Origin of the sequence: Paraphotobacterium marinum (assembly GCF_002216855.1) — a bacterium.
Lineage (GTDB): Bacteria > Pseudomonadota > Gammaproteobacteria > Enterobacterales > Vibrionaceae > Paraphotobacterium > Paraphotobacterium marinum.
Window position 1 is genome coordinate 440845 of sequence record NZ_CP022355.1, and the last position, 25515, is coordinate 466359.

General features: G+C 35.6%; 35 protein-coding genes and 1 pseudogene. All 36 read right to left on the reverse strand.

All coding sequences use genetic code 11. The annotated features are described in order from the left end of the window. Positions 1-79: 79 nt before the first annotated feature. A pseudogene (gene metH / locus CF386_RS02375) lies at positions 80-3734 on the reverse strand (methionine synthase). Between the two features lie 154 nt (positions 3735-3888). Then, positions 3889-4632, reverse strand: a complete 744-nt coding sequence (locus tag CF386_RS02380; protein ID WP_089072881.1) for an acetoacetate decarboxylase — start codon at positions 4630-4632, stop codon at positions 3889-3891. A gap of 23 nt (positions 4633-4655) precedes the next feature. Further along, positions 4656-5780, reverse strand: a complete 1125-nt coding sequence (locus tag CF386_RS02385) for a patatin-like phospholipase family protein (protein WP_089072882.1) — start codon at positions 5778-5780, stop codon at positions 4656-4658. A 98-nt stretch (positions 5781-5878) separates the two neighbouring features. Further along, a complete protein-coding gene (locus CF386_RS02390; RefSeq protein ID WP_089072883.1) occupies positions 5879-6658 on the reverse strand; it encodes a 3-hydroxybutyrate dehydrogenase in 780 nt (259 codons plus the stop codon). Between the two features lie 218 nt (positions 6659-6876). Beyond that, on the reverse strand, positions 6877-7791 hold the full coding sequence (locus CF386_RS02395) for a homoserine O-succinyltransferase (RefSeq protein ID WP_089072884.1): 915 nt from the start codon (positions 7789-7791) through the stop codon (positions 6877-6879). A 108-nt stretch (positions 7792-7899) separates the two neighbouring features. After that, positions 7900-8289 carry a 50S ribosomal protein L17 gene (rplQ, locus tag CF386_RS02400; RefSeq protein ID WP_089072885.1) on the reverse strand — a complete coding sequence of 130 codons (390 nt, stop codon included), beginning with the start codon at positions 8287-8289 and terminating at the stop codon, positions 7900-7902. Between the two features lie 34 nt (positions 8290-8323). After that, positions 8324-9313: a DNA-directed RNA polymerase subunit alpha gene (locus CF386_RS02405; protein ID WP_089072886.1), complete on the reverse strand. Its 990-nt coding sequence runs from the start codon at positions 9311-9313 to the stop codon at positions 8324-8326. A gap of 23 nt (positions 9314-9336) precedes the next feature. Further along, positions 9337-9957 carry a 30S ribosomal protein S4 gene (rpsD, locus tag CF386_RS02410; RefSeq protein ID WP_089072887.1) on the reverse strand — a complete coding sequence of 207 codons (621 nt, stop codon included), beginning with the start codon at positions 9955-9957 and terminating at the stop codon, positions 9337-9339. Positions 9958-9980: 23 nt separating this feature from the next. After that, the gene (gene rpsK, locus CF386_RS02415) at positions 9981-10370 is read right to left on the reverse strand and encodes a 30S ribosomal protein S11 (protein WP_089072888.1); all 390 of its coding nucleotides are present in this window, start codon (positions 10368-10370) and stop codon (positions 9981-9983) included. A gap of 17 nt (positions 10371-10387) precedes the next feature. Then, positions 10388-10744: a 30S ribosomal protein S13 gene (gene rpsM / locus CF386_RS02420; protein ID WP_089072889.1), complete on the reverse strand. Its 357-nt coding sequence runs from the start codon at positions 10742-10744 to the stop codon at positions 10388-10390. 129 nt (positions 10745-10873) lie between these two features. Next, positions 10874-10990: a 50S ribosomal protein L36 gene (rpmJ, locus tag CF386_RS02425; protein ID WP_089072890.1), complete on the reverse strand. Its 117-nt coding sequence runs from the start codon at positions 10988-10990 to the stop codon at positions 10874-10876. A gap of 24 nt (positions 10991-11014) precedes the next feature. Then, positions 11015-12334 carry a preprotein translocase subunit SecY gene (gene secY / locus CF386_RS02430; RefSeq protein ID WP_089072891.1) on the reverse strand — a complete coding sequence of 440 codons (1320 nt, stop codon included), beginning with the start codon at positions 12332-12334 and terminating at the stop codon, positions 11015-11017. A gap of 19 nt (positions 12335-12353) precedes the next feature. Beyond that, positions 12354-12788, reverse strand: a complete 435-nt coding sequence (gene rplO / locus CF386_RS02435; RefSeq protein ID WP_089072892.1) for a 50S ribosomal protein L15 — start codon at positions 12786-12788, stop codon at positions 12354-12356. Positions 12789-12793: 5 nt separating this feature from the next. Then, positions 12794-12973 (reverse strand): 50S ribosomal protein L30, encoded by a 180-nt coding sequence (gene rpmD / locus CF386_RS02440; RefSeq protein ID WP_089072893.1) that lies wholly within the window; start codon positions 12971-12973, stop codon positions 12794-12796. 5 nt (positions 12974-12978) lie between these two features. Continuing rightward, positions 12979-13476 (reverse strand): 30S ribosomal protein S5, encoded by a 498-nt coding sequence (gene rpsE, locus CF386_RS02445; RefSeq protein ID WP_089072894.1) that lies wholly within the window; start codon positions 13474-13476, stop codon positions 12979-12981. A gap of 12 nt (positions 13477-13488) precedes the next feature. After that, positions 13489-13842 (reverse strand): 50S ribosomal protein L18, encoded by a 354-nt coding sequence (rplR, locus tag CF386_RS02450; protein ID WP_089072895.1) that lies wholly within the window; start codon positions 13840-13842, stop codon positions 13489-13491. A gap of 9 nt (positions 13843-13851) precedes the next feature. Further along, on the reverse strand, positions 13852-14385 hold the full coding sequence (rplF, locus tag CF386_RS02455) for a 50S ribosomal protein L6 (protein ID WP_089072896.1): 534 nt from the start codon (positions 14383-14385) through the stop codon (positions 13852-13854). A 10-nt stretch (positions 14386-14395) separates the two neighbouring features. After that, positions 14396-14788, reverse strand: coding sequence for a 30S ribosomal protein S8 (gene rpsH, locus CF386_RS02460; protein ID WP_089072897.1), 393 nt, complete (start codon positions 14786-14788; stop codon positions 14396-14398). A 27-nt stretch (positions 14789-14815) separates the two neighbouring features. After that, a complete protein-coding gene (gene rpsN / locus CF386_RS02465) occupies positions 14816-15121 on the reverse strand; it encodes a 30S ribosomal protein S14 (RefSeq protein ID WP_089072898.1) in 306 nt (101 codons plus the stop codon). Positions 15122-15132: 11 nt separating this feature from the next. Continuing rightward, complete coding sequence (gene rplE / locus CF386_RS02470; RefSeq protein WP_089072899.1) at positions 15133-15678, reverse strand: 50S ribosomal protein L5; 546 nt, start codon at positions 15676-15678, stop codon at positions 15133-15135. Positions 15679-15692: 14 nt separating this feature from the next. Then, positions 15693-16007, reverse strand: coding sequence for a 50S ribosomal protein L24 (gene rplX, locus CF386_RS02475; protein WP_089072900.1), 315 nt, complete (start codon positions 16005-16007; stop codon positions 15693-15695). 10 nt (positions 16008-16017) lie between these two features. Continuing rightward, positions 16018-16389, reverse strand: a complete 372-nt coding sequence (gene rplN / locus CF386_RS02480) for a 50S ribosomal protein L14 (protein WP_089072901.1) — start codon at positions 16387-16389, stop codon at positions 16018-16020. Between the two features lie 157 nt (positions 16390-16546). Continuing rightward, positions 16547-16801, reverse strand: coding sequence for a 30S ribosomal protein S17 (gene rpsQ, locus CF386_RS02485; protein ID WP_089072902.1), 255 nt, complete (start codon positions 16799-16801; stop codon positions 16547-16549). Continuing rightward, complete coding sequence (gene rpmC, locus CF386_RS02490; protein ID WP_089072903.1) at positions 16801-16992, reverse strand: 50S ribosomal protein L29; 192 nt, start codon at positions 16990-16992, stop codon at positions 16801-16803. Before rpmC ends, rpsQ begins: the two co-directional genes overlap by 1 nt. Beyond that, a complete protein-coding gene (gene rplP / locus CF386_RS02495) occupies positions 16992-17402 on the reverse strand; it encodes a 50S ribosomal protein L16 (protein ID WP_089072904.1) in 411 nt (136 codons plus the stop codon). Before rplP ends, rpmC begins: the two co-directional genes overlap by 1 nt. Positions 17403-17413: 11 nt before the next feature. Next, the gene (gene rpsC / locus CF386_RS02500) at positions 17414-18124 is read right to left on the reverse strand and encodes a 30S ribosomal protein S3 (RefSeq protein ID WP_089072905.1); all 711 of its coding nucleotides are present in this window, start codon (positions 18122-18124) and stop codon (positions 17414-17416) included. A gap of 17 nt (positions 18125-18141) precedes the next feature. Further along, complete coding sequence (gene rplV, locus CF386_RS02505) at positions 18142-18474, reverse strand: 50S ribosomal protein L22 (protein ID WP_089072906.1); 333 nt, start codon at positions 18472-18474, stop codon at positions 18142-18144. A 10-nt stretch (positions 18475-18484) separates the two neighbouring features. Continuing rightward, on the reverse strand, positions 18485-18763 hold the full coding sequence (gene rpsS, locus CF386_RS02510) for a 30S ribosomal protein S19 (RefSeq protein WP_089072907.1): 279 nt from the start codon (positions 18761-18763) through the stop codon (positions 18485-18487). Positions 18764-18783: 20 nt separating this feature from the next. After that, positions 18784-19608 (reverse strand): 50S ribosomal protein L2, encoded by an 825-nt coding sequence (rplB, locus tag CF386_RS02515; protein WP_089072908.1) that lies wholly within the window; start codon positions 19606-19608, stop codon positions 18784-18786. 17 nt (positions 19609-19625) lie between these two features. After that, positions 19626-19928, reverse strand: a complete 303-nt coding sequence (gene rplW / locus CF386_RS02520) for a 50S ribosomal protein L23 (RefSeq protein WP_089072909.1) — start codon at positions 19926-19928, stop codon at positions 19626-19628. Next, positions 19925-20527, reverse strand: a complete 603-nt coding sequence (gene rplD / locus CF386_RS02525) for a 50S ribosomal protein L4 (RefSeq protein ID WP_089072910.1) — start codon at positions 20525-20527, stop codon at positions 19925-19927. The genes rplW and rplD overlap by 4 nt, the downstream gene beginning before the upstream one ends. Before the next feature lie 15 nt (positions 20528-20542). Further along, entirely contained in the window at positions 20543-21172 is a 630-nt protein-coding gene (gene rplC / locus CF386_RS02530) for a 50S ribosomal protein L3 (protein ID WP_089072911.1), read from the reverse strand. Between the two features lie 12 nt (positions 21173-21184). After that, complete coding sequence (gene rpsJ / locus CF386_RS02535) at positions 21185-21496, reverse strand: 30S ribosomal protein S10 (RefSeq protein WP_089072912.1); 312 nt, start codon at positions 21494-21496, stop codon at positions 21185-21187. A gap of 259 nt (positions 21497-21755) precedes the next feature. Next, positions 21756-21911, reverse strand: coding sequence for a (2Fe-2S)-binding protein (locus tag CF386_RS02540; RefSeq protein WP_089072913.1), 156 nt, complete (start codon positions 21909-21911; stop codon positions 21756-21758). A gap of 124 nt (positions 21912-22035) precedes the next feature. Beyond that, complete coding sequence (gene tuf / locus CF386_RS02545) at positions 22036-23220, reverse strand: elongation factor Tu (protein ID WP_089072914.1); 1185 nt, start codon at positions 23218-23220, stop codon at positions 22036-22038. A 103-nt stretch (positions 23221-23323) separates the two neighbouring features. Beyond that, entirely contained in the window at positions 23324-25420 is a 2097-nt protein-coding gene (gene fusA, locus CF386_RS02550) for an elongation factor G (RefSeq protein WP_089072915.1), read from the reverse strand. Between the last annotated feature and the right edge of the window lie 95 nt (positions 25421-25515).

The window sequence follows — 25515 nt, forward strand, 5'->3', positions numbered from 1 at the left end:
ATAATAAAAATACAAGGATAATATAAATAACTTACAAATCTATATTATCCTATTTTTTATTACATCATTAAAAAAAATATTATAAATTTGGATTAATCCATTTTATAATTTCTTTGTCATCCCAGTTCTTTCGTGCTTTATAAGAATCTATTTGATCTTTTTGTATTTTAGAAATACTAAAGTATTTGGATTCAGGATGAGAAAAATACCAACCTGATACTGAAGCTCCTGGCCACATAGCTCCATTTTCGGTTAACTTCATTCCAGTAGATTTTTCAACATTAAGTAAAGACCAAATTTTGCTTTTTTCAGAGTGATCTGGACATGCTGCATAACCAGGCGCTGGTCTGATTCCAGTATATTTCTCTCTTATAAGTTCATCGTTATCAAGAGATTCATTGGAAGCATAACCCCAATATTCTCGTCTTACAATCATATGCAAGTATTCTGCAAAAGCTTCAGCAAGCCTATCGGAAAGAACCTTCAACATAATTAAGTTATAATCATCACCATCTTTCTTATATTGCTCAGATAATTTTTCTTCACCCAAACCAGCTGTTACAGCAAATGCACCGATCCAATCTTTATTCATTGAATTTTGATTTATGATAAAATCCGAAAGACAATAATTAAATGAATTCTTTTTTCTGTTTGTTGTCTTAAAAAATTGAGTCTCAATGTTTCAATACTTCTGTCTTCGTCACTATAAATGATAATGTCTTCTTTATCACTATGCGCAGGAAAAAACCAAATACACCTGATGTCTTTAAAAGTGAATTCTTTTCAATTAAATCCAACATAGCATTTGCATCACTATAAAGCTTCTGAGCTTCGTTTCCTACCAAAGGATGCTTTAGTATTTTTGGAAATTTTCCTGATAAGGACCAAGACATAAAAAAAGGAGTCCAGTCAATATATTTTCTTAGAATTGAAATTGACACATTATCTAATACTTTAACACCCAAAAAATTAGGTACCGGAGGCAAATAATCTTCTTTTATTAAAAATGAGTTTTTCTGTGCTTCTAAAAATGATATGGGTTTATTTTTTGTCTTTTTATTTAAAATTTGATTTTTAGCAACCTGATATTCAGTATTAATTTTATCTAAAAAAATATTTTTTTTGTTTATTGATAATAGTTCTGAACAGACACCTACAGCTTTTGATGCATTCGATACATACACAACACCTTTATCATAATGTTCGACAATTTTAACGGCTGTATGGGCTTTTGAAGTTGTTGCGCCACCAATTAATAGCGGAACGCTAAAGTTCCTTCTCTTCATTTCTTTTGCTACAAATATCATTTCATCTAAGGAAGGAGTAATCAAACCACTTAATCCGATAATATCTGCTTTAATTCTTTCAGCTTCATCTAGTATTTTATCGCAAGGTACCATAACACCCATATCAACAACATCATAATTATTACACTGAAGAACAACAGCAACAATATTTTTACCAATATCATGCACATCACCTTTAACAGTTGCAAGTAATATTTTACCTCTTGATTTAACGTTGCTTTTTTCTTCGTGTAAAAATGGCTCTAAATATGCAACGGCCTTTTTCATGACTCTTGCTGATTTAACTACTTGTGGTAAAAACATTTTACCTTCACCAAAAAGATCACCGACAATATTCATTCCATTCATTAATGGACCTTCGATAACTTTTAAGGGAATGCCAAGTAGTTGTCTCATTAATTCGGTATCCTCTTCTATAAAGTCCGTGATTCCATTGACTAATGAATATTCTAATCTTTTGGTAACATCCCAATGTCTCCATTCTTTTAATTCTTTATCATTTGATTTTTTTTGTCCTGCAAATTTTTGAGCTTCCTCAATTAAAGTTTCAGTAGCATTTTCATTAAGGTTAAGAATGACTTGTTCAACCTTTTCTTTAAGTTCAGCAGGTAAGTCATCATAAATGGCCAATTGCCCAGCATTGACTATTCCCATCGTCATTCCATTTTTAATCGCGTGATACAAGAAGACAGCATGTATGGCTTCTCTAACTACATTATTACCTCTGAATGAAAAAGAAACATTTGAAACTCCTCCAGATATTAACGCATAAGGTAAATTTTCTTTTATAAAGTGCGTCGATTTTATAAAATCAACTGCATAATTATTATGCTCATCAATCCCAGTTGCAACAGCAAAAATATTTGGATCAAAAATGATATCTTCTGGAGGAAAGTTGTTATTTATTAGGAGGTTATAAGCCCTTTGACATATCTCAATTTTTCTAGCATAAGTATCAGCTTGTCCTACTTCATCAAATGCCATTACAATTACAGCTGCGCCATATAACCTTAAAAGATTTGCTTGACTAAGAAAAATTTCTTCTCCTTCCTTTAAGGAAATTGAATTAACAATACATTTACCCTGAACACATTTCAATCCAGACTCTAATATTTCCCATTTAGATGAATCAATCATGAATGGGACTTTGCAAATATCAGGCTCCGTTGCACATAAATTTAAAAACTTAACCATTGCACTTTCTGAGTCAATCATACCTTCATCCATATTGATATCTATGATTTGAGCTCCATTTTCAACTTGCTCTCTTGCAACAGAAAGTGCTTCCTCAAAGTTTTCTTCTTTTATTAATCTCTTAAATTTTGCAGATCCTGTAACATTGGTTCTTTCACCGACATTGATAAATAAGGAAGAATTAGATATATTTAAAGCCTCTAATCCAGACAACCTACAGAATTTTGGTTTTTTATTGACAGCACGAGGTTCAAACCTTTTTGTCAACTCAGACAGTGCTTTTATGTGTTTTGGTGTCGTACCACAACAACCACCAATGATATTAACTAATCCTTTTTGACACCATACTTCCACATATTTGCACATATCTTTTGGGGTCAAGTCATATTCACCAAAGGCATTGGGCAAACCAGCATTTGGGTGAACAGAAACTAAGTTTTCAGAAATATTTGATAAATTTTCTAAGTAAGACCCTAACTCCTTTGGTCCAAGTGCACAGTTTAAACCAAATGATAAAGGCTCTACATGTCTCAAAGAATTATAAAATGCTTCAGTTGTCTGACCTGATAAAGTTCTACCTGAAGCATCTGTAATTGTTCCAGAAATCATTACAGGAAGAGATTTGTTATTCTTTTGAAAGTACTTTTTTAATGCAAACGCACAAGCTTTTGCATTTAGTGTATCAAAAATGGTTTCAATTAAAATTAAGTCTACGCCACCGTCAACTAAACCTTTTAAAGATTCTGAATAACTTACCACCAAGGAATCAAAGTCAATATTTCTAAAACTTGGATCGTTAACATCAGGCGAGATTGAACAAGTTCTATTGGTTGGACCAATGACACCAGCGACATATTTTTCGGTATCAATTAACGGATTATTTACAATCCAATTTTCTATACATTTTTTTGCTAATTTGGCAGCCTCAAAATTTAGTTCATAACTCATAGACTCCATATCATAATCGGCTAAAGCCACTGAGTTAGAGTTAAATGTATTAGTTTCGATAATATCAGCGCCTGCCTCTAAGTATTGATAATGGATATCATATATTAGTTCAGGTTGCGTTAGGGTTAAAAGATCATTATGTCCTTTTAAAGATAAATGCCAATCTTTAAACCTATTTCCTCGATAGTCTGATTCATCTAATTTGTGTTGCTGAATCATTGTTCCCATTGCACCATCAAGAATCAATATTTTTTCTTTAGCCCTCTCTCTTAATTGCTTTTTCATAATCTCAGGTAGACCACATAAGTTAGCATTCTAGAATGCTAACTTTTTTATAGACTTTAATCAATTTTTTTAAAAAACTAATTAAAAAAAACCTTTCTAATCTCTCAATATTTTGAGACTAGAAAGGTTTAAAGTTAAAATTAACTTTGATATTTTATTTTAAATAATCGAAAACAACATTCCCAAAAGATAATGTAAAATCAATAATCTTATGTTTTCCACCAATAACTTTTCGAACAGGTAAGTTTGCAACTGGAGCTAGAGCATGATTGAATAATTGAAGGGCCGCTGGACCGCTCCAAACACCTTTAACATTGACATCTGACATATAATATTCAACCAATTGACAAATATCGGCACCTTTACCGTCAGCACTTGGAATAATTTTTAAAAGATATGTTGGTGTGTTTTCAGCGGATTTAGTTTCTGCATTAATATCTCCCTCATAATATTTGTAACCCATTGTACCAACGGCAATATCAGTTTGATTATATTTCAACTTCCCAGTTAATGTATCGACATCAACCTCTAAACTTGGTTTTCCATATTTCTTAGGAAATCCCCATATCTCACGACCTGCACTAATTGATGCAACATCATCTACAAACATTAAATGACTGTATGTTCCCCTTTTTCCATTATACTCAACGTCGATTAACTGTCCTGATTCAGTAAAACTTCCAAAACCTGCTGAATCTGGCATTTTCATAAACTCGTAATGGACTACGTTACTAACCACTTTTAAAGGCTCTGGGACTATCTCTCTTAGTAATTCAATATCGGTTTCATAGGAAATAATTAGGTATTCTCTATTTTTAAACTTATAATCAATTTGTAGTCCAGAAGGGCTAGTAATTGGCATACAGAAAGCATTTTTTTTAATTTGATCAATGTTCATAATCTTCTTTATTCCTTAAGTTGTTAAACTAACTCTTCATCCAATGTAAATATATTCAATTTGTTATCTTGTTGTTCTTTAGCCCAGCTCTTACCGCACTGATTAAAAATATCTATTGTATTCACATAACCTTTAGTCCTATGATCTTTATACGTGAATTTATTAAAATTATAATCCTTACTTTCAAGCTCTGCCTTCTCTGAATGATATATTAAATGGACAATATCTAAACTTTTTAATCGACCCAACTTTAAAACTTCTTTTACTTTAGGGTTTTTTTTGGCGTCTTCAGGTAAAAATTCTCCAAGGTAGGATATAGCAGCACATAAATTTTCAGATGTCGAATATAAATTAGTCGCTCTTCTGGTTCTTGACGCAAATTGAATATCTTTGATTCTTTCTGCTAAAGCATTCATGTTAGTTGGAAGTTCTCCTTTTGCAGAAAACAAATCAACCATGAAACAAAGAATATCTCTGTTATCAATAGGACAAGTTAAAATCCGATCTAAAATTGAAATAATAGGTGTGTTTGAATATAATCCACCATCTATATAATACCTTCCATCAATTTCTACAGGTGGAAAACCTGGAGGCATTGCTCCACTAGCCATAATATGTTCTGCTCTAATTGTTTCACTGAAACTATCGAAAACTTTAAAATCACCAGTTTCTAAATCAACAGCACAAAGACTTAAACGAACATGTTTTTTATTCAAGTATTCAAAATCGATAAGTTCTTCTAAAGTTTCTTTTAAAGGAGATGTGTCGTAATAACTCAAGTTTTCAACTTTGTCATTTCCAAATTCACTTGGCCAAAGCTTAGGTTTAAAAAAACCAGGTTGTCCATGCCATAATGCACTATGAGCTCCCATCAAGTTTCTCAATTTCTTATCAAAGTTATCAAAAAAATCACCAAAAGGAACGGCAGTAGTAACTCTATCCCAAAAAATCTCAAGATTTTTAAGTCTATTCTCTGGCTTATTACCAGCAATTATAGCTGCATTAATAGCACCAATTGAAATACCTATGATAGAATTAGGTGAAAACCCCTTTTCTTTTAGAGCTTGATAAGCACCGAGTTGATAAGAACCTAGAGCACCGCCACCTTGAAATACATACACAACTTTTCTTTTTGTTTGATTACTCATTTAGATTCCTCATGAAATGTAATTATAGTTATGAAGTAAGCTATAATCTAAACATGTGTATATTTAGATACATAGCTTATAAAAGAAGTGTCTAATATTTATTGCATGAACCATCCATGACTAACTACAAGAGATTGCCCTGTAAGAGCATTACTTCCCCAGCTAGCAAACATGATTGCTGCTTGAGCAATATCTTTAGTTGTGGTCCATTCACCATCAACAGTATCCTTTAACATAACATTTTTTACAACTTGCTCTTCAGTTAGTCCTAATTCTTTTGCTTGCTCCGGAATTTGTTTTTCAACGAGAGGGGTTTTTACAAAACCTGGGCAAATGACATTGGCTGTTACATTATACTCAGCACCTTCTTTAGCAACAACTTTACATAAACCTATTAAACCATGCTTAGCAGTAACATATGGAGCCTTTAGTTTTGATGCTTCTTTACTATGAACTGAACCCATATAAATTATTGAACCAGATTTTTGTTTATACATATGTTTTAGACAAGCCTGAGTTGTTAAAAAAGCTCCATCCAAATTTACGGAAAGCATATTTTTCCATTGCTGATATGTTAATTCATCTACTGCTGCTATTGTCTGAAAACCAGCATTAGATACTAGGACATCAACTCTACCAAAATTATTAATAACTTGTTGTATCGCATCATTAACATCTTTTTCAGAAGTAACGTTCATTGAAACTGCCAATGCTTCAGCACCATTTGCTTGTAATTCTGCAACAGTTTGCTCAGCAGCGTCAAGATTCAAATCAGCTACTACAACTTTTGCTCCTTCTCTTGCATATTCAATAGCAATTTCTTTTCCAATACCACTTGCAGCACCTGTAATTACTGCGACTTTATTTTCTAATTTCATTTTTATAACCATCCTTTGTAAAATATTAATAGTTAATTCTTATCAGTAACTTTGCCAATATACAAAAGATAAAAAAAAAAAAAGATGAAAAATCGTAATTTTAAGTTCCATAATATAAAAAACAAATAAAAAACGAATAAAAAACAGATAAAAAAGACAAATAAAAAATGATGTGCAAACCATTTTTATTGGATTAAAGAATATTAATGTAACTTAAATCAAGTAAAATAACCTTTCGGCACATCTTCCAATGAATAAGGTGTTCTTTGATAAACACAGTAATTTAGCCAGTTCATGAAAAATAAATTTCCATGTGAATACCAAGATTGTGGCTTCAAATTTAAGTCAGAGTCAATAAAATAATTAGATGGTCTTATTGATTTTGAGGAAATAGCTAAATCTCTCAAGTATTCTTCTTTTAGAGTATTTTTGTCATATTCAGGATGGCCCGTTAAATAAACTTCCCGTAAATTTTTACTACAAGCAAGATAAACTTTTGCCTCATCTGAGTGACATAATACATCTAGATTCTGTTCCTCAAACATTTTTGTGTTAAATTCAGAAAAGCGGGAGTGTGGTGCATTGAAAAATTGATCAAAACCTCTTATTAATGGGTGAAATCTTTTAAGGGTTTGATGTTCAAAAACACCAGTGATTTTTTTTTTGTTAAGAACCTTATCAACGCCGTACAAGATATTCAAAGCAGCCTGCACAGCCCAACAGATAAATAGGGTTGATGTAACATGTTGCTGTGTCCATTTGATTATCTTTGTTATTTCTTCCCAATATGTAACATCCCTAAACGAAATACGACCTAAAGGAGCACCTGTAATAATCATGCCATCATAATTATTATTTGAAATTTTGCTAAAGTTTTTATAGAACTTATCTAAATGTGAATTCGTCCTAGTGTTCTCCATTCTTAAAAAATCAATATTTAACTGAAGTGGGGTATTTGATAACAACCTTAAAATTTGAATCTCAGTTTCTATTTTATTTGGCATTAAGTTTAAGATTAAAATATTCATGGGTCTAATATCTTGGTTAGAAGCTCGATTATGCGACATAACAAAGATGCCTTCAGACTCAAGTTGTTTAAAGGCTGGGAGATGTTGATCAATTTTTACAGGCACTTAGTACCTCACAGACATATAGACGTCTATTTATAATAAATGCTTTGATTTATTTTATCAATAAAAAAACCAGCAAATTTGCTGGTTTTTTAATAACATCAGAAAAAATTACTCTTCTGTTGCCGTTTCTTCTTGAATTTCTGGACGATCTACAAGCTCTATATATGCCATTGGTGCTTTATCACCCGCTCTAAAACCACATTTTAGAATACGAGTATAACCACCAAGACGACTTGAAAATCTTGGTCCTAATTCATTAAATAATTTTGCAACAACTTCATTATCTCTTGTTCTTGCAAAAGCTAAACGACGGTTTGATACACTATCATTCTTAGCAAGTGTAATTAATGGTTCAACTACTCTACGTAGTTCTTTAGCTTTTGGTAAAGTCGTTTTAATGACTTCATGTTTAACTAAAGAACTTGCCATATTACGAAACATAGCCTGACGATGACTACTATTTCTATTTAGTTGACGTCCACTCTTACGATGACGCATGACCTAATCCTTCTAACTTTATAGTCTTTTTTGACTATTCTTCAGCAATTGATGCGGGTGGCCAGTTTTCTAGGCGCATACCTAGAGACAACCCACGTGAAGCTAAAACATCTTTAATCTCAGTCAAAGATTTTTTACCTAAATTTGGTGTTTTTAGTAACTCAACTTCAGTACGTTGAACTAAATCACCAATATAATGTATCGCTTCTGCTTTTAAACAATTAGCAGAGCGTACAGTTAATTCCAAATCATCGACGGGACGAAGGAGAATTGGATCAAATTCAGGTTTTTCCTCTTTCTCTTCTGGTACTCGGATATCCCTCAAATCAACAAATGCATCAAGCTGCTCTGCAAGTATAGTTGCAGCTTTTCTAATTGCTTCTTCAGGGTCAAGTGTACCATTAGTTTCCATATCAATAACTAACTTATCAAGATCTGTTCGTTGTTCAACACGAGCAGCTTCAACATTATAAGCTATACGATCAATAGGGCTAAAAGTTGCATCAACTAACAAACGACCCAATGGACGCTCATCATCTTCGTTATGAACACGTGCTGATGCTGGAATATAACCTCTTCCACGTTCTACCTTAATTTTCATATTTAAATCGATATTGCTATCAGTAATATGACAAATTACATGCTCTGGATTGATAATTTCAACATCACCATCGTGAGAAATATCACCAGCAAGTACCGGACCCACACCAGATTTACTTAAAGTAATTGTTACTTCATCTTTACCTTCAAGTTTTACTGCAAGTCCCTTTAAGTTTAAAAGTATTTCAAGAATATCTTCTTGTATACCTTCTTTGGTACTATATTCATGTAAAACGCCATCAATTTCAACTTCAGTTACAGCACAACCTGGCATTGAAGATAATAAAATTCGGCGCAAAGCATTACCTAAAGTATGACCAAAGCCACGTTCTAGAGGCTCAAGTGTAACTTTAGCATGTGTCACATTAAGCTGCTCAATATCAACTAAATGTGGTTTTAGAAATTCTGTAACAGAACTCTGCATTGTATCCCCTCTCTAGTTTTGCATTACTTAGAATAATACTCGACGATAAGGTGTTCATTTATATCTGCAGACAAATCAGAACGCTCAGGTGCTCTTTTGAAAGTACCTTCTAATTTATTTGCATCAACTTCAATCCACACTGGTAATTCACGTTGTGAAGCGATATCCAATGAAGCTTTTATTCTAGCTTGTTTTTTCGCTTTCTCACGAATCGTGATTACATCATCTACAGAAACTCTAAATGAAGGAATATTTACCACTTGGCCGTTAACCAAAATAGCCTTATGACTTACAAGCTGTCTTGATTCAGCTCGTGTTGTACCAAAACCCATTCGGTAAACAACATTATCTAGTCTTCCTTCAAGTAGCTGAAGTAAGTTCTCACCTGTATTACCTTTAACTCTTGCCGCTTCTTTATAATAATTACGAAACTGCTTTTCTAAAACTCCGTACATTCTACGAACTTTTTGCTTCTCGCGAAGCTGTACACCGTAGTTTGACAGACGCCCTTTACGTGCGCCATGTACACCCGGTGCATTATCAATTTTACACTTGGTATCTATCGCTCTTATGCCAGATTTAAGAAATAAATCAGTACCTTCACGACGACTAAGCTTAAGCTTAGGACCCAAATATCTAGCCATATTCTTTCTCCAGTATTCCTAAGTTAAACTCTACGTTTTTTAGGTGGTCTACAACCATTATGAGGAATTGGTGTCGCGTCAACAATATTTGTTATTCGGAAACCAGCCGCATTTAAAGCACGAATTGTAGACTCACGTCCAGGACCCGGGCCTTTAACCATAACTTCAAGATTTTTCATTCCAAATTCTTTAACCATTTCTCCACATCTTTCAGCAGCAACCTGTGCAGCAAATGGAGTAGATTTTCTTGAACCACGGAAACCAGAACCGCCAGCAGTAGCCCATGCTAGAGCATTTCCTTGACGGTCTGTTATCGTTACGATTGTGTTGTTGAAAGAAGCGTGGATATGAGCTATACCATCAGCTACTTGTTTTTTTACGCGTTTACGCGTTCGTGTTGTTTGCTTTGCCATTGAACTAACCTCTTAGCTTATTTTTTAATAGGCTTGCGCGGACCTTTACGGGTACGTGCATTAGTTTTTGTACGCTGTCCACGTAAAGGCAGACTGCGACGATGACGAAGCCCTCTATAACAACCAAGGTCCATCAAACGCTTGATACTCATAGAAACTTCACGACGTAAATCACCTTCAACAGTATATTTTGCAACACCATCACGAAGCTGATCGATTTGTTCTTCATTTAGTTCACTGATCTTAATGCTTTCAGGTAATGAACACTCAGCTAAGATTTTCTTAGAACGAGTTTTTCCAATACCATAAATTGCAGTTAAAGCAATAACTGCATGCTTATGATCAGGAATGTTAATGCCTGCTATACGGGCCATTATTCACTCCTAGTATTTTCAGAAGAATCACTGCAGAGCCCGTTATGGATACACAGTGACTTTGCTCTTCTTCATTAAAAGACAAGTTGACTAATATAGTCAACTTATTAACAAATTGCAAGAAAAATGTTAACCTTGACGTTGTTTATGTCTTGGTTCACTGCTACATATAACACGTAAAACTCCATTACGTTTTATAATTTTACAGTTTCTACACATTTTCTTAACGGAAGCACGAACTTTCATTTCTAAACTCCGTAATTATCAAACTTATTTATTTTTTAAGTTTGCTTTTTTTAACACTGACTCATATTGTTGAGACATTAAATGTGTCTGAACCTGAGCCATAAAATCCATGATAACAACCACTATAATTAAAATGGAAGTACCACCTAAGTATATTTGAACATTCCAAGCTATCAATAAAAACTCAGGAATCAAACAAATAAATGTGATATATAATGCACCGGCTAAAGTTAGTCGAGTCATTACTTTATCAATGTATCTAGATGTTTGTTCACCAGGTCTTATTCCAGGGATAAAAGCGCCTGACTTTTTCAGATTATCTGCAGTTTCTCTTGGATTAAAAACCAAGGCTGTATAAAAGAAACAAAAGAAGATAATTGCGGATGCATAAAGTATTACATATAACGGTTGACCTTGACCTAAAGCAACGGATAAGTCGTTTAGCCATCCTAATCCTTCGTTAGCCCCAAACCAACGTGCTAAAGAAGTTGGAAATAAGATAATACTTGATGCAAAAATAGCAGGAATAACACCAGCCATATTTATCTTCAAAGGTAAGTGTGTACTCTGCTGAGCAAACACTCTACGCCCTTGTTGTCTTTTTGCATAATTAACTACAATTTTTCTCTGACCCCTTTCCATAAATACAATAAAGTATACTACAGCAAAGACCATTACAGCAATTAATAATAACAATAGAATATTCAACTCACCTTGACGAGATGATTCGAACATTTGTCCAATTGTCTGAGGTAAACCAGCAACGATACCTGTGAAGATAATCATAGATATACCATTACCAATACCTCTTTCCGTAATTTGTTCACCTAACCACATTAAAAACATGGTTCCAGTGACCAAACTCACAACAGCGACAAGATAAAAAATAAATGTGGCATTATGCACTAAGCCAGGAATCATATTAGGCAAGGCTGTAGAGATACCGATTGCTTGGATAGTACCCAAGATCAATGTTCCAAAGCGAGTATATTGACTAATTTTACGTCTTCCTGCTTCACCTTCCTTTTTCAGTTCAGCTAAGGTTGGATTAACAACGGTTAAAAGCTGAACGATAATTGAAGCTGAAATATAGGGCATAATTCCCAGAGCCAAAATTGAGGCTCTTTGTAAAGCACCCCCTGAAAACATATTAAACATTGTCAGAAAAGTGCCTTGCTGTTGTTGAAAAACATTATTGAGCACATCAACATCAACGCCAGGGATTGGGACATAAGAGCCCGCGCGATAAACTAAAAGTGCCATTACTAAAAAAAGCAAACGGGATTTTAATTCTGCAAGTCCACCTTGCCCACTTCTATAATCTTGACCTGGTTTTTTAGCCATTGTGCCTCATCCTCGAGTTTTAAAGTTCAACTTGGCCGCCAGCTGCTTCAATAGCCGCTTTAGCACCACTTGTGACTCTTAATCCTTTAACAGTTAAAGCTTTATCTATTTTACCTGATAAAATTATTTTTACTGATTTTATATTTTTAGTTATAAGACCAGCTTGCTTTAAAGTAAATAAATCAACAGTATTATCCTGAACCTTACTTAATTCTGAAAGCCTAACTTCTGCAGAAACTAAACTTTTTCTAGAAGTAAAACCAAATTTAGGTAATCTCTGTTTTAAAGGCATTTGACCACCTTCAAAACCTGCTCTAACGCTTCCGCCAGAACGAGATTTTTGACCTTTGTGACCTCGGCCACAAGTTTTACCTAGTCCAGAACCTATGCCTCGACCTACACGCTTAGCTGTAGGCTTAGAACCTGCAGCTGGCGATAGAGTATTCAAACGCATACTGATTACTCCTCAATTTTTAACATATAGTTTACTTGATTAATCATTCCACGCACGCATGGAGTATCTTCAAGTTCAACTGTATGATTAATTTTACGAAGACCCAAACCTCTCAAGGTTGCTTTATGTTTTGGTAAGCGTCCTATAGAGCTCTTTATCTGTGTTATTCTAACAGTCTTTGACATATCGTTTACTCCAGAATATCTTGAACAGAAAGGCCACGTTTAGCGGCTACCATCTCAGGAGACTTCATTTCTTTCAAGCCATCAATTGTTGCACGAACAATGTTGATTGGATTAGTAGAGCCATACGCTTTTGCTAATACATTATGAACACCGACAACTTCGAGCACATCACGCATAGCACCGCCAGCGATGATACCTGTACCTTCTGCAGCTGGTTGCATATATATTTTAGACCCAGTATGTCTGCCTTTTACAGCATGATATAAAGTTCCATCATTTAAAGCAACATTAACCATATTTCTTTTAGCTTTTTCCATTGATTTTTGGATAGCTGCTGGTACTTCTTTCGCTTTACCATATCCAAAACCAACTTTACCGTTACCGTCACCAACAACTGTTAATGCAGTAAAGCTAAATATACGTCCACCTTTAACCGTTTTAGAAACACGGTTAACTGCAACGAGTTTTTCTTGTAATTCAACTTGTGTTTTTTCGTTAGCCATTATCCGCCTACCTTAAAATTTAAGACCAGCTTCACGAGCAGCTTCTGCTAATGATGCTATACGGCCGTGGTATTGGAACCCAGAACGATCAAATGCAACTTCTTTAACTCCCTTTTCAATGGAGCGTTCTGCGATAGTTTTACCTACAACAGCTGCTGCTTCTTTGTTACCGGTACTTTTTAGTTGTTCACGAATAGCCTTTTCTAAGGTCGACGCTGTAGCGATAACTTCTGAGCCATTTGATGCTATTACCTGTGCATATACATGACGAGGAGTACGATGTATAACTAGGCGAGTTGCATTCAACTCTGCAATCTTACGACGTGACTTAGTAGCACGACGAAGTCTAGATGCTTTCTTATCCATAGTCCTACCTTATTTCTTCTTAGCTTCTTTTGTACGCACGATTTCATCAGCGTAACGAACACCCTTACCTTTATAAGGTTCAGGTTGGCGATAAGATCTGATATCAGCAGCAACTTGGCCGATAACTTGCTTATCCGCTCCAGTTAATACAATCTCAGTTTGAGAAGGGCATTCTGCCTTAACTCCATCTGGGATAGCATGCTCAACTGGATGTGAGAAGCCTAGTGTTAAAGAAACTGCTTTACCTTTTATAGCAGCACGGTAACCAACACCTTTCAGTGTTAATTTTTTTGTAAACCCTTCAGTAACACCAACAACCATATTATTAACAAGAGCTCTAGCAGTTCCTGCTTGGGCTTTTGCACCTTGACTGTCATCTACTGGAGAAAAAGTAACTTGGTTATCTTTAAGCTCCAATTTTACTGATGGATTAATAGTGCGATTTAATTCGCCTTTAGAACCTTTAACTGTTACTTCCTGACTATTTAGCTTAATTTCAACTCCAGCAGGAACAACAACAGGTGCTTTTGCAACACGAGACATTACCTACTCCTTACGCTACATAGCAAATAACTTCACCACCTAGACCAGCTTTGCGAGCCGCTCTATCGGTCATAAGACCTTTGGAGGTAGAAATAACAGCAATACCTAGTCCACCCAAAAATGAAGGTAACGCATCTTTTTTCTTATAAACGCGCAACCCTGGACGAGATACTCTTTTTAATTGTTCAATAACAGGTTGAGCTTCGAAATATTTCAAAGTAACCTCTAATTCTGGTTTGACATCTCCTGAAACAGCATAGTCAACCAAGTAACCCTCATCTTTTAATAAATTTGCAATTGCAATTTTAGCTTTAGATGATGGCATTTTAACAGCAATCTTATTTGCTGCTTGACCGTTTCGAATTCGAGTCAACATATCCGAAATTGGATCTTGCATACTCATAATAACATTCTCCCGTGATTCAATTGATTACCAGCTAGCTTTTCTAAGGCCAGGTATCTCGCCTTTCATACAAGCTTCGCGAACCTTAATACGACTTAAGCCAAACTTACGTAAGTAGCCATGTGGTCGCCCAGTCTGATTACAACGATTTCGTTGACGACTTGAGCTGGAATCACGAGGAAGAGTTTGCAGTTTTAAAACCGCATTCCAACGTTCTTCTTCTGATGCATTTACGTTATTAATTGTTGCTTTAAGTTCTGCTCTTTTTTTCGCATACTTAGCAACAAGTTTTGCACGTTTTACGTCACGTGCCTTCATTGATTCTTTAGCCATAACCTGTAACCTTAACCTTGCTTACGAAATGGAAAGTTGAAAGCTTCAAGAAGTGCATATGCTTCTTCATTATTCTTAGCTGAAGTAGTGATTGTAATATCAAGACCTCGAATACGGTCAATCTTATCATAATCAATTTCAGGAAAGATAATTTGCTCTCTAACACCCATACTATAATTACCACGTCCATCAAAGGATTTAGGGTTTAAACCTCTAAAGTCCCTAATTCTAGGAATAGCTATAGATATAAGACGCTCAAAAAACTCCCACATACGCTCACCGCGTAAAGTTACTTTACAACCGATAGGGTAGCCCTCACGGATCTTAAAGCCAGCAACAGATTTTCTAGCTTTAGTTACCAAAGGTTTCTGACCTGAAATAGAAGTTAAATCAGATACAGCATGCTCTAATAATTTTTTATCATTAATAGCATCGCCAACACCCATGTTTAAGGTTATTTTCTCAATTCTTGGGACTTGCATGATGCTCTTGTATCCAAACTTCTTAGAAAGCTCGCTTACAATAGTATCTTTATAGTAATCATGCAGTTTCGCCATAGTACCACTCCAAATTACTTAATTAATTCATTATTAGATTTATAAAAACGCACTTTTTTACCGTCTTCAAATCTAAATCCTACTCGATCTGCCTTTCCAGTCTCTGCATTAAATACAGCAATATTAGATACATCAATTGCAGCTTCTTGCTCAACTATTCCGCCTTGTTGTCCAAGTTGTGGAACAGGTTTTTGATGCTTCTTAACCATATTTATGCCTTCAACTAGCACTTTGCCAGTAGACAGGATCTTAGTTACTTTTCCTTTCTTGCCTTTATCTTTTCCAGCAAGAACTATTACTTCGTCATTACGACGGATTTTAGCTGCCATTTTAAGCTCCTTACAGTACTTCAGGTGCAAGTGATACAATCTTCATAAATTTAGAGTTACGAAGTTCACGAGTCACAGGCCCAAAAATACGAGTTCCAACCGGCTGCTCACTATTGTCATTTAACAATACACAAGCATTACGGTCAAAGCGAATGACAGAGCCATCTGGACGACGTACGCCTTTACGAGTTCTAACAACAACCGCTTTTAAAACATCACCTTTTTTAACTTTACCTCTTGGAATTGCTTCCTTTACAGTAACCTTGATGATATCTCCAATTTTTGCATAACGGCGATGAGAACCACCCAGGACCTTAATACACATTACACTTCGCGCGCCTGAATTATCGGCTGCATCTAGCATACTTTGCATTTGGATCATGTTTGTGCTCCGCTTTTATCAATATAAATAAAAAATCCTTCTCAGGATCGCTTGCCCTTATATTCAAAGGGTGTCGAATTATAACACCTTTTTTTTAAAGATGAAAGTAAAAAATAACGGCCACATATGTGGCCGTTATAGAGTTGAGAAAATTAAATTAAACTCTTGCTTTTTCAACTACTTTTACTAATGTCCAAGATTTATTCTTAGACAAAGGCTTACATTCACGTATTTCAACAGTGTCGCCTAAACCACACTCGTTGTTTTCGTCATGTGCTTGTAATTTAGTCGTTCTTTTAATGAATTTACCATAAATTGGATGTTTTACCATTCTTTCTATAGCTACAACGATAGACTTATCCATCTTATCACTAATGACACGACCTTGCTGTGTACGAATTTTATCAGTCATTATGAACTCGCTTTTTCAGTTAATACTGTTTTCACACGTGCAATATTTTTACGTACTGTTTTAAGAGTATGCGTTTGCTGTGTTTGACCACTAGCTAATTGCATTCGTAAATTAAACTGCTCACGTAATAAGTTTACTAACTCAGTATTTAATTCTTCAACGCTTTTACTGCGAAGATCTTGTGTATTCATCACATTACCGCCTTAGTTACAAACGTTGTCTTTACAGGTAATTTACGTGCTGCCAAATCAAATGCTTCACGTGCTAACTCTTCTGAGACACCGTTCATTTCATATAGAACTTTACCTGGCTGAATTTGAGCAACCCAATATTCAACGTTACCTTTACCTTTACCTTGACGAACTTCTAAAGGTTTTCCAGTAATAGGTTTATCTGGAAAAATTCGAATCCAAATTTGACCTTGACGTTTAATATGACGAGTCATAGCTCTACGTGCTGCTTCAATCTGTCTAGCAGTAATACGACCACGACCAGTTGCTTTTAAGCCAAAAGTACCAAAACTAATATCAGTACCATTAGCTAACCCGCGATTACGACCTTTATGAGTCTTACGGAATTTTGTGCGTTTTGGTTGTAACATCAAAAAACTCCTTACTTACTACGACTTTTACGTGGTTTCTTTTTATTTGCATTTTTAGGTTTTTCAACTTGAGTATCTTGCGTTGTAGGCATACCCCCAAGAATTTCACCTTTAAAAATCCAAACCTTAACGCCTATAACACCATATTGTGTATGCGCAGAAGATGTAGCATAATCAATATCAGCTCTTAAAGTATGAAGAGGAACTCTACCTTCTCTATACCATTCAGAACGTGCTATTTCAGCACCACCCAAACGTCCACTTACCTCTACCTTAATACCCTTTGCACCGAGTCTCATTGCATTTTGAGTTGCTCTTTTACAAGCTCTTCTAAACATAACTCTTCTTTCTAATTGAGAAGCGATACTATCGCCTACCAACTGTGCATCAAGCTCAGGCTTACGAACTTCAGAAATGTTGATCTGTGCTGGAACACCAGCAATTTTTGCAACACCTAATCTTAGTTTTTCTACATCTTCACCTTTTTTCCCGATAACAATACCAGGACGTGCAGTGTGAACTGTTACACGAATACTTTTAGCTGGACGCTCTATAACAATTCGTGAAACTGATGCTTTACTAAGTTCTTTCATTAAAAATTTACGTACCTTGAAATCGCTATCTAGGTTGCTTGCGAAATCTTGGCTACCAGCATACCAAGTAGTATCCCAAGGCTTAACAATGCCTAGACGAATACCATTAGGATGTACTTTTTGACCCATTTGCTTTTCTCCTAGTCTTAACGATCAGCTACAATAACTGTGATGTGGCTTGAACGCTTTAATATACGATCCGCTCTACCCTTTGCACGAGGCATTATACGCTTCATTGTAGGGCCTTCATCAACAAATATTTTAGATACGTTTAAATCATCAATATCTGCACCTTCATTGTGCTCTGCATTAGCAATCGCTGACTCTAAAACCTTTTTAACTAAGTCAGCTGCTTTTTTATTACTAAATGTTAAAATTTCTAATGCACTTGCAACATCTTTTCCTCTAACTTGATCAGCAATCAATCTAGCCTTCTGAGGAGAAATTCGAGCAAATCGATGTTTAGCTATAGCTTCCATAATCTACTCCTTATTTCTTCTTAGCTTTCTTATCAGCAGCATGGCCGCGATAAGTTCTTGTTGGTGCAAATTCGCCTAGCTTATGACCGATCATATCTTCAGATACGAAAACAGGTACGTGCTGACGACCATTATGGACGGCGATGGTCAATCCAATCATTTGTGGAATGATCATTGAACGACGGGACCAAGTCTTAATAGGCTTTTTGTCTCCGCTTTCCACCGCTTTCTCTACCTTCTTCAGCAAGGGTAGGTCAATAAATGGACCTTTCTTGAGAGAACGTGGCATGGCTTTTCCTCTTAAATTAGTTATTTATTACGACTTCGTACTATGTACTTGTCAGTTCGTTTGTTTTTACGTGTTTTGTAACCTTTAGTTGGCGTACCCCAAGGAGAAACTGGATGACGTCCTCCTGAAGTTTTACCTTCACCACCACCATGAGGGTGATCAACTGGGTTCATCGCTACACCTCGAACGGTTGGACGAACACCTCTCCATCGAGAAGCACCAGCTTTACCAAGTTCACGTAACATATGCTCGGCATTTCCAACTTCACCGATTGTTGCTCTACCTTCAGCTAAAACTTTTCTCATTTCACCTGAACGAAGACGAACAGTTACATAAGCACCATCTCTAGCTACAATCTGAGCATAAGCACCAGCAGAACGTGCAATTTGAGCACCCTTGCCTGGCTTCAATTCTACACAGTGAACTGTTGTACCCAATGGAATGTTTCTCATTGGTAAAGTATTACCTGCTTTAATTGAAGCATCAGATCCTGATTGAATTACATCACCTGCCTTTAACGCTTTAGGAGCGATAATATATCTTCTTTCTCCATCAGCATATAAAACCAAGGCAATATTTGCACTTCTATTTGGATCATACTCTATTCTTTCAACTTTAGCAGGAATACCATCTTTTGTTCGTTTAAAATCAATAATTCTGTAGTGTTGCTTATGACCACCACCGATATGACGAACTGTTATTCTACCTTTATTATTTCTGCCACCACTTTTAGAATTTTTTTCTAATAATGGTGCGTATGGTTTACCCTTATAAAGGTCAGAGTTAACCACTTTAACTACATGGCGACGACCTGGGGAAGTCGGCTTACATTTTACAATAGCCATTCATCTTACTCCTAGACCTACTCTGCATTACCAGTAAAATCAATATCTTGGCCTTCTTTAAGAATTACGTATGCTTTTTTCCAGTCAGATCTTCGACCCATACGATTGCCTTGACGCTTAACTTTACCCTTGGTTATAAGAGTATTTACATTTTTAACTTCTACCTCAAAAAGCTTCTCTACGGCAGCTTTAATTTCTTTTTTAGTTGCATCTTTAGCTACTTTAAAAACAATTGTATTAGCATTTTCCGCAGCATTAGTAGCTTTTTCAGATACATGAGGTGCTCTTAGAACTTTTAAAAGACGCTCTTCTCTAATCATGCTAGCATCTCCTCAATTTGTTTAACTGCATCAGTTGTTATTATGACGTTATCAAAAGCAATTAAACTAACTGGATCAATTGCAGCAACATCTCTAACATCAACTTTGTGCAAGTTTCTTGCAGCTAAAAATAAATTTTCATCAATTTCGTTAGTAATAATTAAAACATCTTTCATATCATAATCTTTTAATTTATTTACTAATTCTTTTGTTTTAGGCTGACTAACAGCAAATTCTTCTACAACTTGCAAACGCTCTTGACGCACAAGCTCAGAAAGAATACTTTTCATTGCACCTCGGTACATTTTCTTATTGACTTTTTGGCTATGATCTTGAGGGCGAGCAGCAAAAGTTACTCCACCAGATCTCCAAATTGGACTTCGAATTGTACCAGCCCTTGCTCTACCTGTACCTTTTTGTCGCCATGGCTTTGCACCGCCACCAGATACATCAGATCTAGTTTTTTGCGCACGTGTACCTTGACGAGATCCAGCAGCGTAGGCCACAACAACTTGATGAACTAATGATTCATTGAATTCACGTCCAAAAGTTGCTTCGGAAACAGTTAGTGCATTTGCACCTTTAACTTGTAATTCCATTGTATATCCTCGACGTTATGCTTTTACAGCAGGTTTAACAATAACATCACCGCCAGTTGCACCTGGAACAGCACCTTTAATAAGAAGCAAATTCTTTTCAGCATCAACGCGTACAACTTCTAAGTTTTGTGTAGTAACTCTTTCAGCTCCCATGTGACCAGCCATTTTTTTACCTTTAAAAACTCGGCCAGGTGTTTGACATTGACCAATAGAACCAGGAGCCCTATGTGATAATGAATTACCATGAGTCATATCTTGAGTTCTAAAGTTCCAACGTTTAACACCACCTTGGAAACCTTTACCTTTTGAAGTACCAGTAACATCTACTTTTTGGTTTTCAGAAAAAAGCTCAACTTTAAGCTCAGCACCTACTTCATACTGTTCTTCACCGTTAAGTCTGAATTCCCAAAGTCCTCTTCCAGCTTCAACGCCAGATTTGGCAAAATGACCAGCTTCAGGTTTACTTACTCGATTTGCTTTTTTATTTCCAGCAGTAACTTGGATTGCATTATAGCCATCTGTTTCTAAAGTTTTTACTTGAGAAACTCTATTTGGTTCAACTTCTACAACAGTCACAGGAATAGAGTTACCTTCTTCTGTGAACAATCTTGTCATACCAATTTTTCGGCCGATTAAACCTATCATAATTTAATCTCCTTACCCTAAACTGATTTGAACGTCAACACCTGCAGCTAAATCAAGTCGCATTAATGCATCAACAGTTTTATCAGTTGGTTCAACAATATCAATAAGACGTTTATGAGTACGAATTTCATACTGATCACGAGCATCTTTATTAACGTGAGGAGATATAAGGACAGTAAAACGTTCTTTTCTCGTAGGTAGTGGAATTGGTCCACGTACTTGAGCACCAGTTCGTTTTGCTGTTTCTACAATTTCAGATGTAGATTGATCAATTAGTCTATGATCAAACGCTTTTAAGCGTATACGAATACGTTGGTTCTGCATTAGACAGAGCTCCAAAATTAAATAAACACAAAAAAGTCAACCGCTAACATTATTGCTAGTGTTGACACCTTAATGTGAAACCATAGCTTCAAAATCTGAAGCGTTTTCAGTCGATAAGACTGCGAACTTAAGTGAGTATATATTATTGCAATATCGGATATTGCTCCTCATTTCTCATTGGTTCACAAAACTATGATATAAAATCAAAGTTCAATTATTATACTGTTTTAAGATAGTATTACAAGTTTTTATTTATAATTTAGTCAAAATAAGCCTTAAGTTGTTTCAAACAAAGCCCACATTGATTTCCAATTAAAATGTTTCTCTGTAATTCACTAATACTTTTAATGTTATTTTCAATAATCGCTTTTTCTATTTTCTTTTCTGAAATTGCATTACAGTTGCAAATAATCATATTTTATCCAAAAACAAGCTCTTTTAAATAATAATAATTATTATTAGCATTAACTTCAATAACTTTTTATAAAAAAAAGACATCTTAAAGATGTCTTTTTTAAATATTTAGATGATTTTGTTTCTTAAGCGATAATTTTCGCAACAACACCAGCACCAACTGTTCTACCACCTTCACGGATAGCGAATCTTAAACCTTCGTCCATTGCAATTGGAGCAATTAGAGTTACAACCATTTGGATGTTATCACCTGGCATTACCATTTCAACACCTTCTGGTAATTCAATCGTACCTGTAACGTCAGTTGTTCTGAAGTAAAATTGTGGTCTATATCCTTTGAAAAATGGAGTATGACGTCCACCTTCATCTTTAGACAATACATAAACTTCTGATTCAAACGTTGTATGAGGTGTAATTGAACCTGGTTTAGCTAGTACTTGTCCACGCTCTACTTCATCACGCTTAGTACCACGTAAAAGAACACCAACATTCTCACCAGCTCTTCCTTCGTCAAGAAGCTTACGGAACATCTCTACACCAGTACAAGTTGTAGTTGTTGTGTCTTTAATACCAACAATTTCTACTTCGTCACCAACTTTGATGATACCTTGCTCAACACGACCAGTAACAACAGTACCACGACCTTGAATTGAGAATACATCTTCGATTGGTAAAATAAATGGTAAATCAATTGCTCTTTCTGGCTCTGGGATATATGAATCTAATGCTTCTGCTAATTCAACAATTTTATCTTCCCACTCTTTTTCGCCATTAAGTGCACCTAAAGCAGAACCCATAATTACTGGACAATCATCACCTGGGAATTCATATTCAGAAAGTAGTTCACGAACTTCCATTTCTACTAACTCAAGTAGCTCTTCATCATCAACCATGTCACACTTGTTCATGAATACAATGATGTATGGAATACCAACCTGACGACCAAGTAAGATGTGCTCTCTTGTTTGGGGCATAGGACCATCTGTCGCAGCAACAACAAGAATACCACCGTCCATTTGTGCAGCACCTGTAATCATGTTTTTAACATAATCGGCGTGACCTGGACAGTCAACGTGTGCATAGTGACGAGTTGGTGTGTCATACTCAACATGAGACGTTGAAATCGTGATACCACGCTCACGCTCTTCAGGAGCATTATCGATAGAAGCAAAATCTTTCGCTTCACCACCATAAACTTTTGCCAATGTAGTACAAATAGCTGCAGTTAAAGTTGTTTTACCGTGGTCAACGTGGCCGATAGTACCAACGTTAACGTGCGGTTTCGTACGTTCAAATTTTTCTTTAGACACAATCGTGATCCTTCCTAGTTAAAATTGCGTCCCTAATTACTAGGTAGGGACGACAGTGAATTTATATTTTAAAACGATATTAAATTTAACGCAAATAATTTAATTAAATACGTTCAGCAATAATATTTTCAGCAATATTTTTCGGAACTTCTGAGTACTCTGAAAATTCCATTGAATAAGAAGCCCTTCCTTGTGTTGCCGATCTTAATGAAGTTGCATAACCAAACATTTCAGATAAGGGTACTTTCCCTCTTATAACTTTCAAACCAGAAATACCATCATCCATCCCTTCAATTAAACCTCTTCTTCTGTTTAAATCTCCGACAACATCTCCCATCCAATCTTCAGGTGTTGTTACTTCAACTTTCATGAGAGGCTCTAATAAAACAGGGTCTGCTTGCAGAGCTCCATTTTTGAACGCCATAGATCCTGCAATTTTAAAAGCCATCTCATTAGAATCAACATCATGATAAGAACCATCATATAAAGTTGCTTTAACGTCTAAAACTGGATATCCTGCAATAACCCCGTTTTTCATTTGTTCTTCAATTCCTTTTGAAACGGCGCCAATATACTCTTTAGGTACCACTCCGCCAACAATTTCATCCACAAAAACAAACCCTGAATCTTTTTCTGCAGGTTCTAATTTTAACCACACATGACCATACTGTCCTCGTCCTCCAGATTGACGAATAAACTTACCCTCAACTTCTGTCTTCCCTCTGATTGTTTCTCTATAAGCGACTTGAGGATTTCCGACATTACAATCAACATTAAACTCTCTTTTCATTCTATCAACGATAATATCTAAATGCAGCTCACCCATTCCAGAAATAAGAGTTTGACCAGACTCCTCATCTGATTCTACTCGAAAAGATGGGTCCTCAGCAGCTAATTTACCCAATGCTATTGCCATTTTTTCTTGATCCGCTTTAGTTTTAGGCTCTACTGCTATTTGGATTACCGGTTCTGGAAACTCCATTCTTTCTAAAATAACTTTATTATCAGGATCACATAATGTGTCACCTGTAGTTACATTTTTTAATCCAATTGCTGCAGCAATATCTCCAGCTCGAACCTCTTTAATCTCTTCTCTTTTATTGGAGTGCATCTGTACGATCCTCCCAATTCGCTCTTTCTTACCTTTAACTGAGTTATATACAGAATCTCCTGTTTTGACAACACCAGAATAAACTCTTATGAAAGTAAGAGAACCGACAAAAGGATCTGTGGCAATTTTAAAAGCTAATGATGAAAATGGTTCATTATCTGAGGAGTGTCTTTCAATTAAATCACCATTATCACTTTCACCTTTGATTGCCTTGACTTCTTTTGGAGATGGCAAATATTCAACTACAGCATCCAAGACTGCCTGCACCCCTTTATTTTTAAATGCAGATCCACAAGTTGCTAGAACAATTTCATTATTTAAGGTTCTCTGTCTTAAAGCTCTTTTAATTTCATCTTCTGTTAACTCTTCACCTTCAAGATATTTATCCATTAACTCATCAGAAGCTTCTACAGCAGCTTCAATAAGGTTTACTCTCCATTTTTCTGCTTCTTCTATTAAATTTGAAGGAATATCTTCATAGGAAAATGTCATTCCTTGATCTTTTTCATTCCAATTAATAGCTTTCATTTTTATTAAATCAACAACTCCTTTAAAGCCATCTTCTGCACCAATATTAATCTGTATAGGTATTGGGTTTGCTCCAAGTCGAGTTTTAATTTGTTCGATTACTCTAAAAAAATCTGCACCAGCACGGTCCATTTTGTTAACGAATACTAATCTAGGTACTTCGTATTTATCTGCTTGACGCCATACTGTCTCTGATTGTGGCTCTACACCATCAGGGCTGCTAAAAACCACAACTGCACCATCTAGCACTCTTAATGAACGTTCTACTTCAATTGTAAAGTCAACATGTCCTGGGGTATCAATGATATTTATGCGATGCTGCTCAAATTGTGAATTCATTCCTTTCCAAAAAGTTGTAGTAGCTGCAGATGTTATTGTGATGCCTCTTTCTTGTTCTTGCTCCATCCAATCCATAGTTGCAGCACCATCGTGGACTTCACCAATTTTATGAGATAAGCCAGTATAAAATAATACACGCTCTGTTGTTGTTGTTTTTCCAGCATCAACATGCGCTACGATACCAATATTTCGATATAATTCAATGGGGGTTTCGCGAGTCACAATTAAGTCCTCTAATTTATATTAAAGTCAATATGAAAAAGGCACAACAATTACTTGTTGTGCCTGTTTTAACATAAGATTATCATATTATATTT

What these genes read in the sequence shown, in the direction of transcription:
- CF386_RS02390 (WP_089072883.1), bottom strand. Translation starts at nt 6,658, where the DNA reads ATGAAATTAGAAAATAAAGTCGCAGTAATTACAGGTGCTGCAAGTGGT.
- rpsQ (WP_089072902.1), bottom strand. Translation starts at nt 16,801, where the DNA reads ATGACTGATAAAATTCGTACACAGCAAGGTCGTGTCATTAGTGATAAG.
- rpsM (WP_089072889.1), bottom strand. Translation starts at nt 10,744, where the DNA reads ATGGCCCGTATAGCAGGCATTAACATTCCTGATCATAAGCATGCAGTT.
- rplR (WP_089072895.1), bottom strand. Translation starts at nt 13,842, where the DNA reads ATGGATAAGAAAGCATCTAGACTTCGTCGTGCTACTAAGTCACGTCGT.
- rpsD (WP_089072887.1), bottom strand. Translation starts at nt 9,957, where the DNA reads ATGGCTAGATATTTGGGTCCTAAGCTTAAGCTTAGTCGTCGTGAAGGT.
- rpsS (WP_089072907.1), bottom strand. Translation starts at nt 18,763, where the DNA reads ATGCCACGTTCTCTCAAGAAAGGTCCATTTATTGACCTACCCTTGCTG.
- rplX (WP_089072900.1), bottom strand. Translation starts at nt 16,007, where the DNA reads ATGGCAGCTAAAATCCGTCGTAATGACGAAGTAATAGTTCTTGCTGGA.
- rpsH (WP_089072897.1), bottom strand. Translation starts at nt 14,788, where the DNA reads ATGAGTATGCAAGATCCAATTTCGGATATGTTGACTCGAATTCGAAAC.
- rplO (WP_089072892.1), bottom strand. Translation starts at nt 12,788, where the DNA reads ATGCGTTTGAATACTCTATCGCCAGCTGCAGGTTCTAAGCCTACAGCT.
- rpsJ (WP_089072912.1), bottom strand. Translation starts at nt 21,496, where the DNA reads ATGCAGAACCAACGTATTCGTATACGCTTAAAAGCGTTTGATCATAGA.
- CF386_RS02540 (WP_089072913.1), bottom strand. Translation starts at nt 21,911, where the DNA reads ATGATTATTTGCAACTGTAATGCAATTTCAGAAAAGAAAATAGAAAAA.
- secY (WP_089072891.1), bottom strand. Translation starts at nt 12,334, where the DNA reads ATGGCTAAAAAACCAGGTCAAGATTATAGAAGTGGGCAAGGTGGACTT.
- rplQ (WP_089072885.1), bottom strand. Translation starts at nt 8,289, where the DNA reads ATGCGTCATCGTAAGAGTGGACGTCAACTAAATAGAAATAGTAGTCAT.
- rpmJ (WP_089072890.1), bottom strand. Translation starts at nt 10,990, where the DNA reads ATGAAAGTTCGTGCTTCCGTTAAGAAAATGTGTAGAAACTGTAAAATT.
- rplP (WP_089072904.1), bottom strand. Translation starts at nt 17,402, where the DNA reads ATGTTACAACCAAAACGCACAAAATTCCGTAAGACTCATAAAGGTCGT.
- CF386_RS02405 (WP_089072886.1), bottom strand. Translation starts at nt 9,313, where the DNA reads ATGCAGAGTTCTGTTACAGAATTTCTAAAACCACATTTAGTTGATATT.
- rplF (WP_089072896.1), bottom strand. Translation starts at nt 14,385, where the DNA reads ATGTCTCGTGTTGCAAAAGCACCTGTTGTTGTTCCTGCTGGAGTTGAA.
- CF386_RS02380 (WP_089072881.1), bottom strand. Translation starts at nt 4,632, where the DNA reads ATGAACATTGATCAAATTAAAAAAAATGCTTTCTGTATGCCAATTACT.
- rpmD (WP_089072893.1), bottom strand. Translation starts at nt 12,973, where the DNA reads ATGTCAAAGACTGTTAGAATAACACAGATAAAGAGCTCTATAGGACGC.
- rpsN (WP_089072898.1), bottom strand. Translation starts at nt 15,121, where the DNA reads ATGGCTAAAGAATCAATGAAGGCACGTGACGTAAAACGTGCAAAACTT.
- rpmC (WP_089072903.1), bottom strand. Translation starts at nt 16,992, where the DNA reads ATGAATACACAAGATCTTCGCAGTAAAAGCGTTGAAGAATTAAATACT.
- rplB (WP_089072908.1), bottom strand. Translation starts at nt 19,608, where the DNA reads ATGGCTATTGTAAAATGTAAGCCGACTTCCCCAGGTCGTCGCCATGTA.
- rpsC (WP_089072905.1), bottom strand. Translation starts at nt 18,124, where the DNA reads ATGGGTCAAAAAGTACATCCTAATGGTATTCGTCTAGGCATTGTTAAG.
- rplC (WP_089072911.1), bottom strand. Translation starts at nt 21,172, where the DNA reads ATGATAGGTTTAATCGGCCGAAAAATTGGTATGACAAGATTGTTCACA.
- rplN (WP_089072901.1), bottom strand. Translation starts at nt 16,389, where the DNA reads ATGATCCAAATGCAAAGTATGCTAGATGCAGCCGATAATTCAGGCGCG.
- rplE (WP_089072899.1), bottom strand. Translation starts at nt 15,678, where the DNA reads ATGGCGAAACTGCATGATTACTATAAAGATACTATTGTAAGCGAGCTT.
- rplV (WP_089072906.1), bottom strand. Translation starts at nt 18,474, where the DNA reads ATGGAAGCTATAGCTAAACATCGATTTGCTCGAATTTCTCCTCAGAAG.
- rpsE (WP_089072894.1), bottom strand. Translation starts at nt 13,476, where the DNA reads ATGGCTAACGAAAAAACACAAGTTGAATTACAAGAAAAACTCGTTGCA.
- CF386_RS02385 (WP_089072882.1), bottom strand. Translation starts at nt 5,780, where the DNA reads ATGAGTAATCAAACAAAAAGAAAAGTTGTGTATGTATTTCAAGGTGGC.
- rpsK (WP_089072888.1), bottom strand. Translation starts at nt 10,370, where the DNA reads ATGGCAAAGCAAACAACACGAACGCGTAAACGCGTAAAAAAACAAGTA.
- rplD (WP_089072910.1), bottom strand. Translation starts at nt 20,527, where the DNA reads ATGGAATTACAAGTTAAAGGTGCAAATGCACTAACTGTTTCCGAAGCA.
- rplW (WP_089072909.1), bottom strand. Translation starts at nt 19,928, where the DNA reads ATGATTAGAGAAGAGCGTCTTTTAAAAGTTCTAAGAGCACCTCATGTA.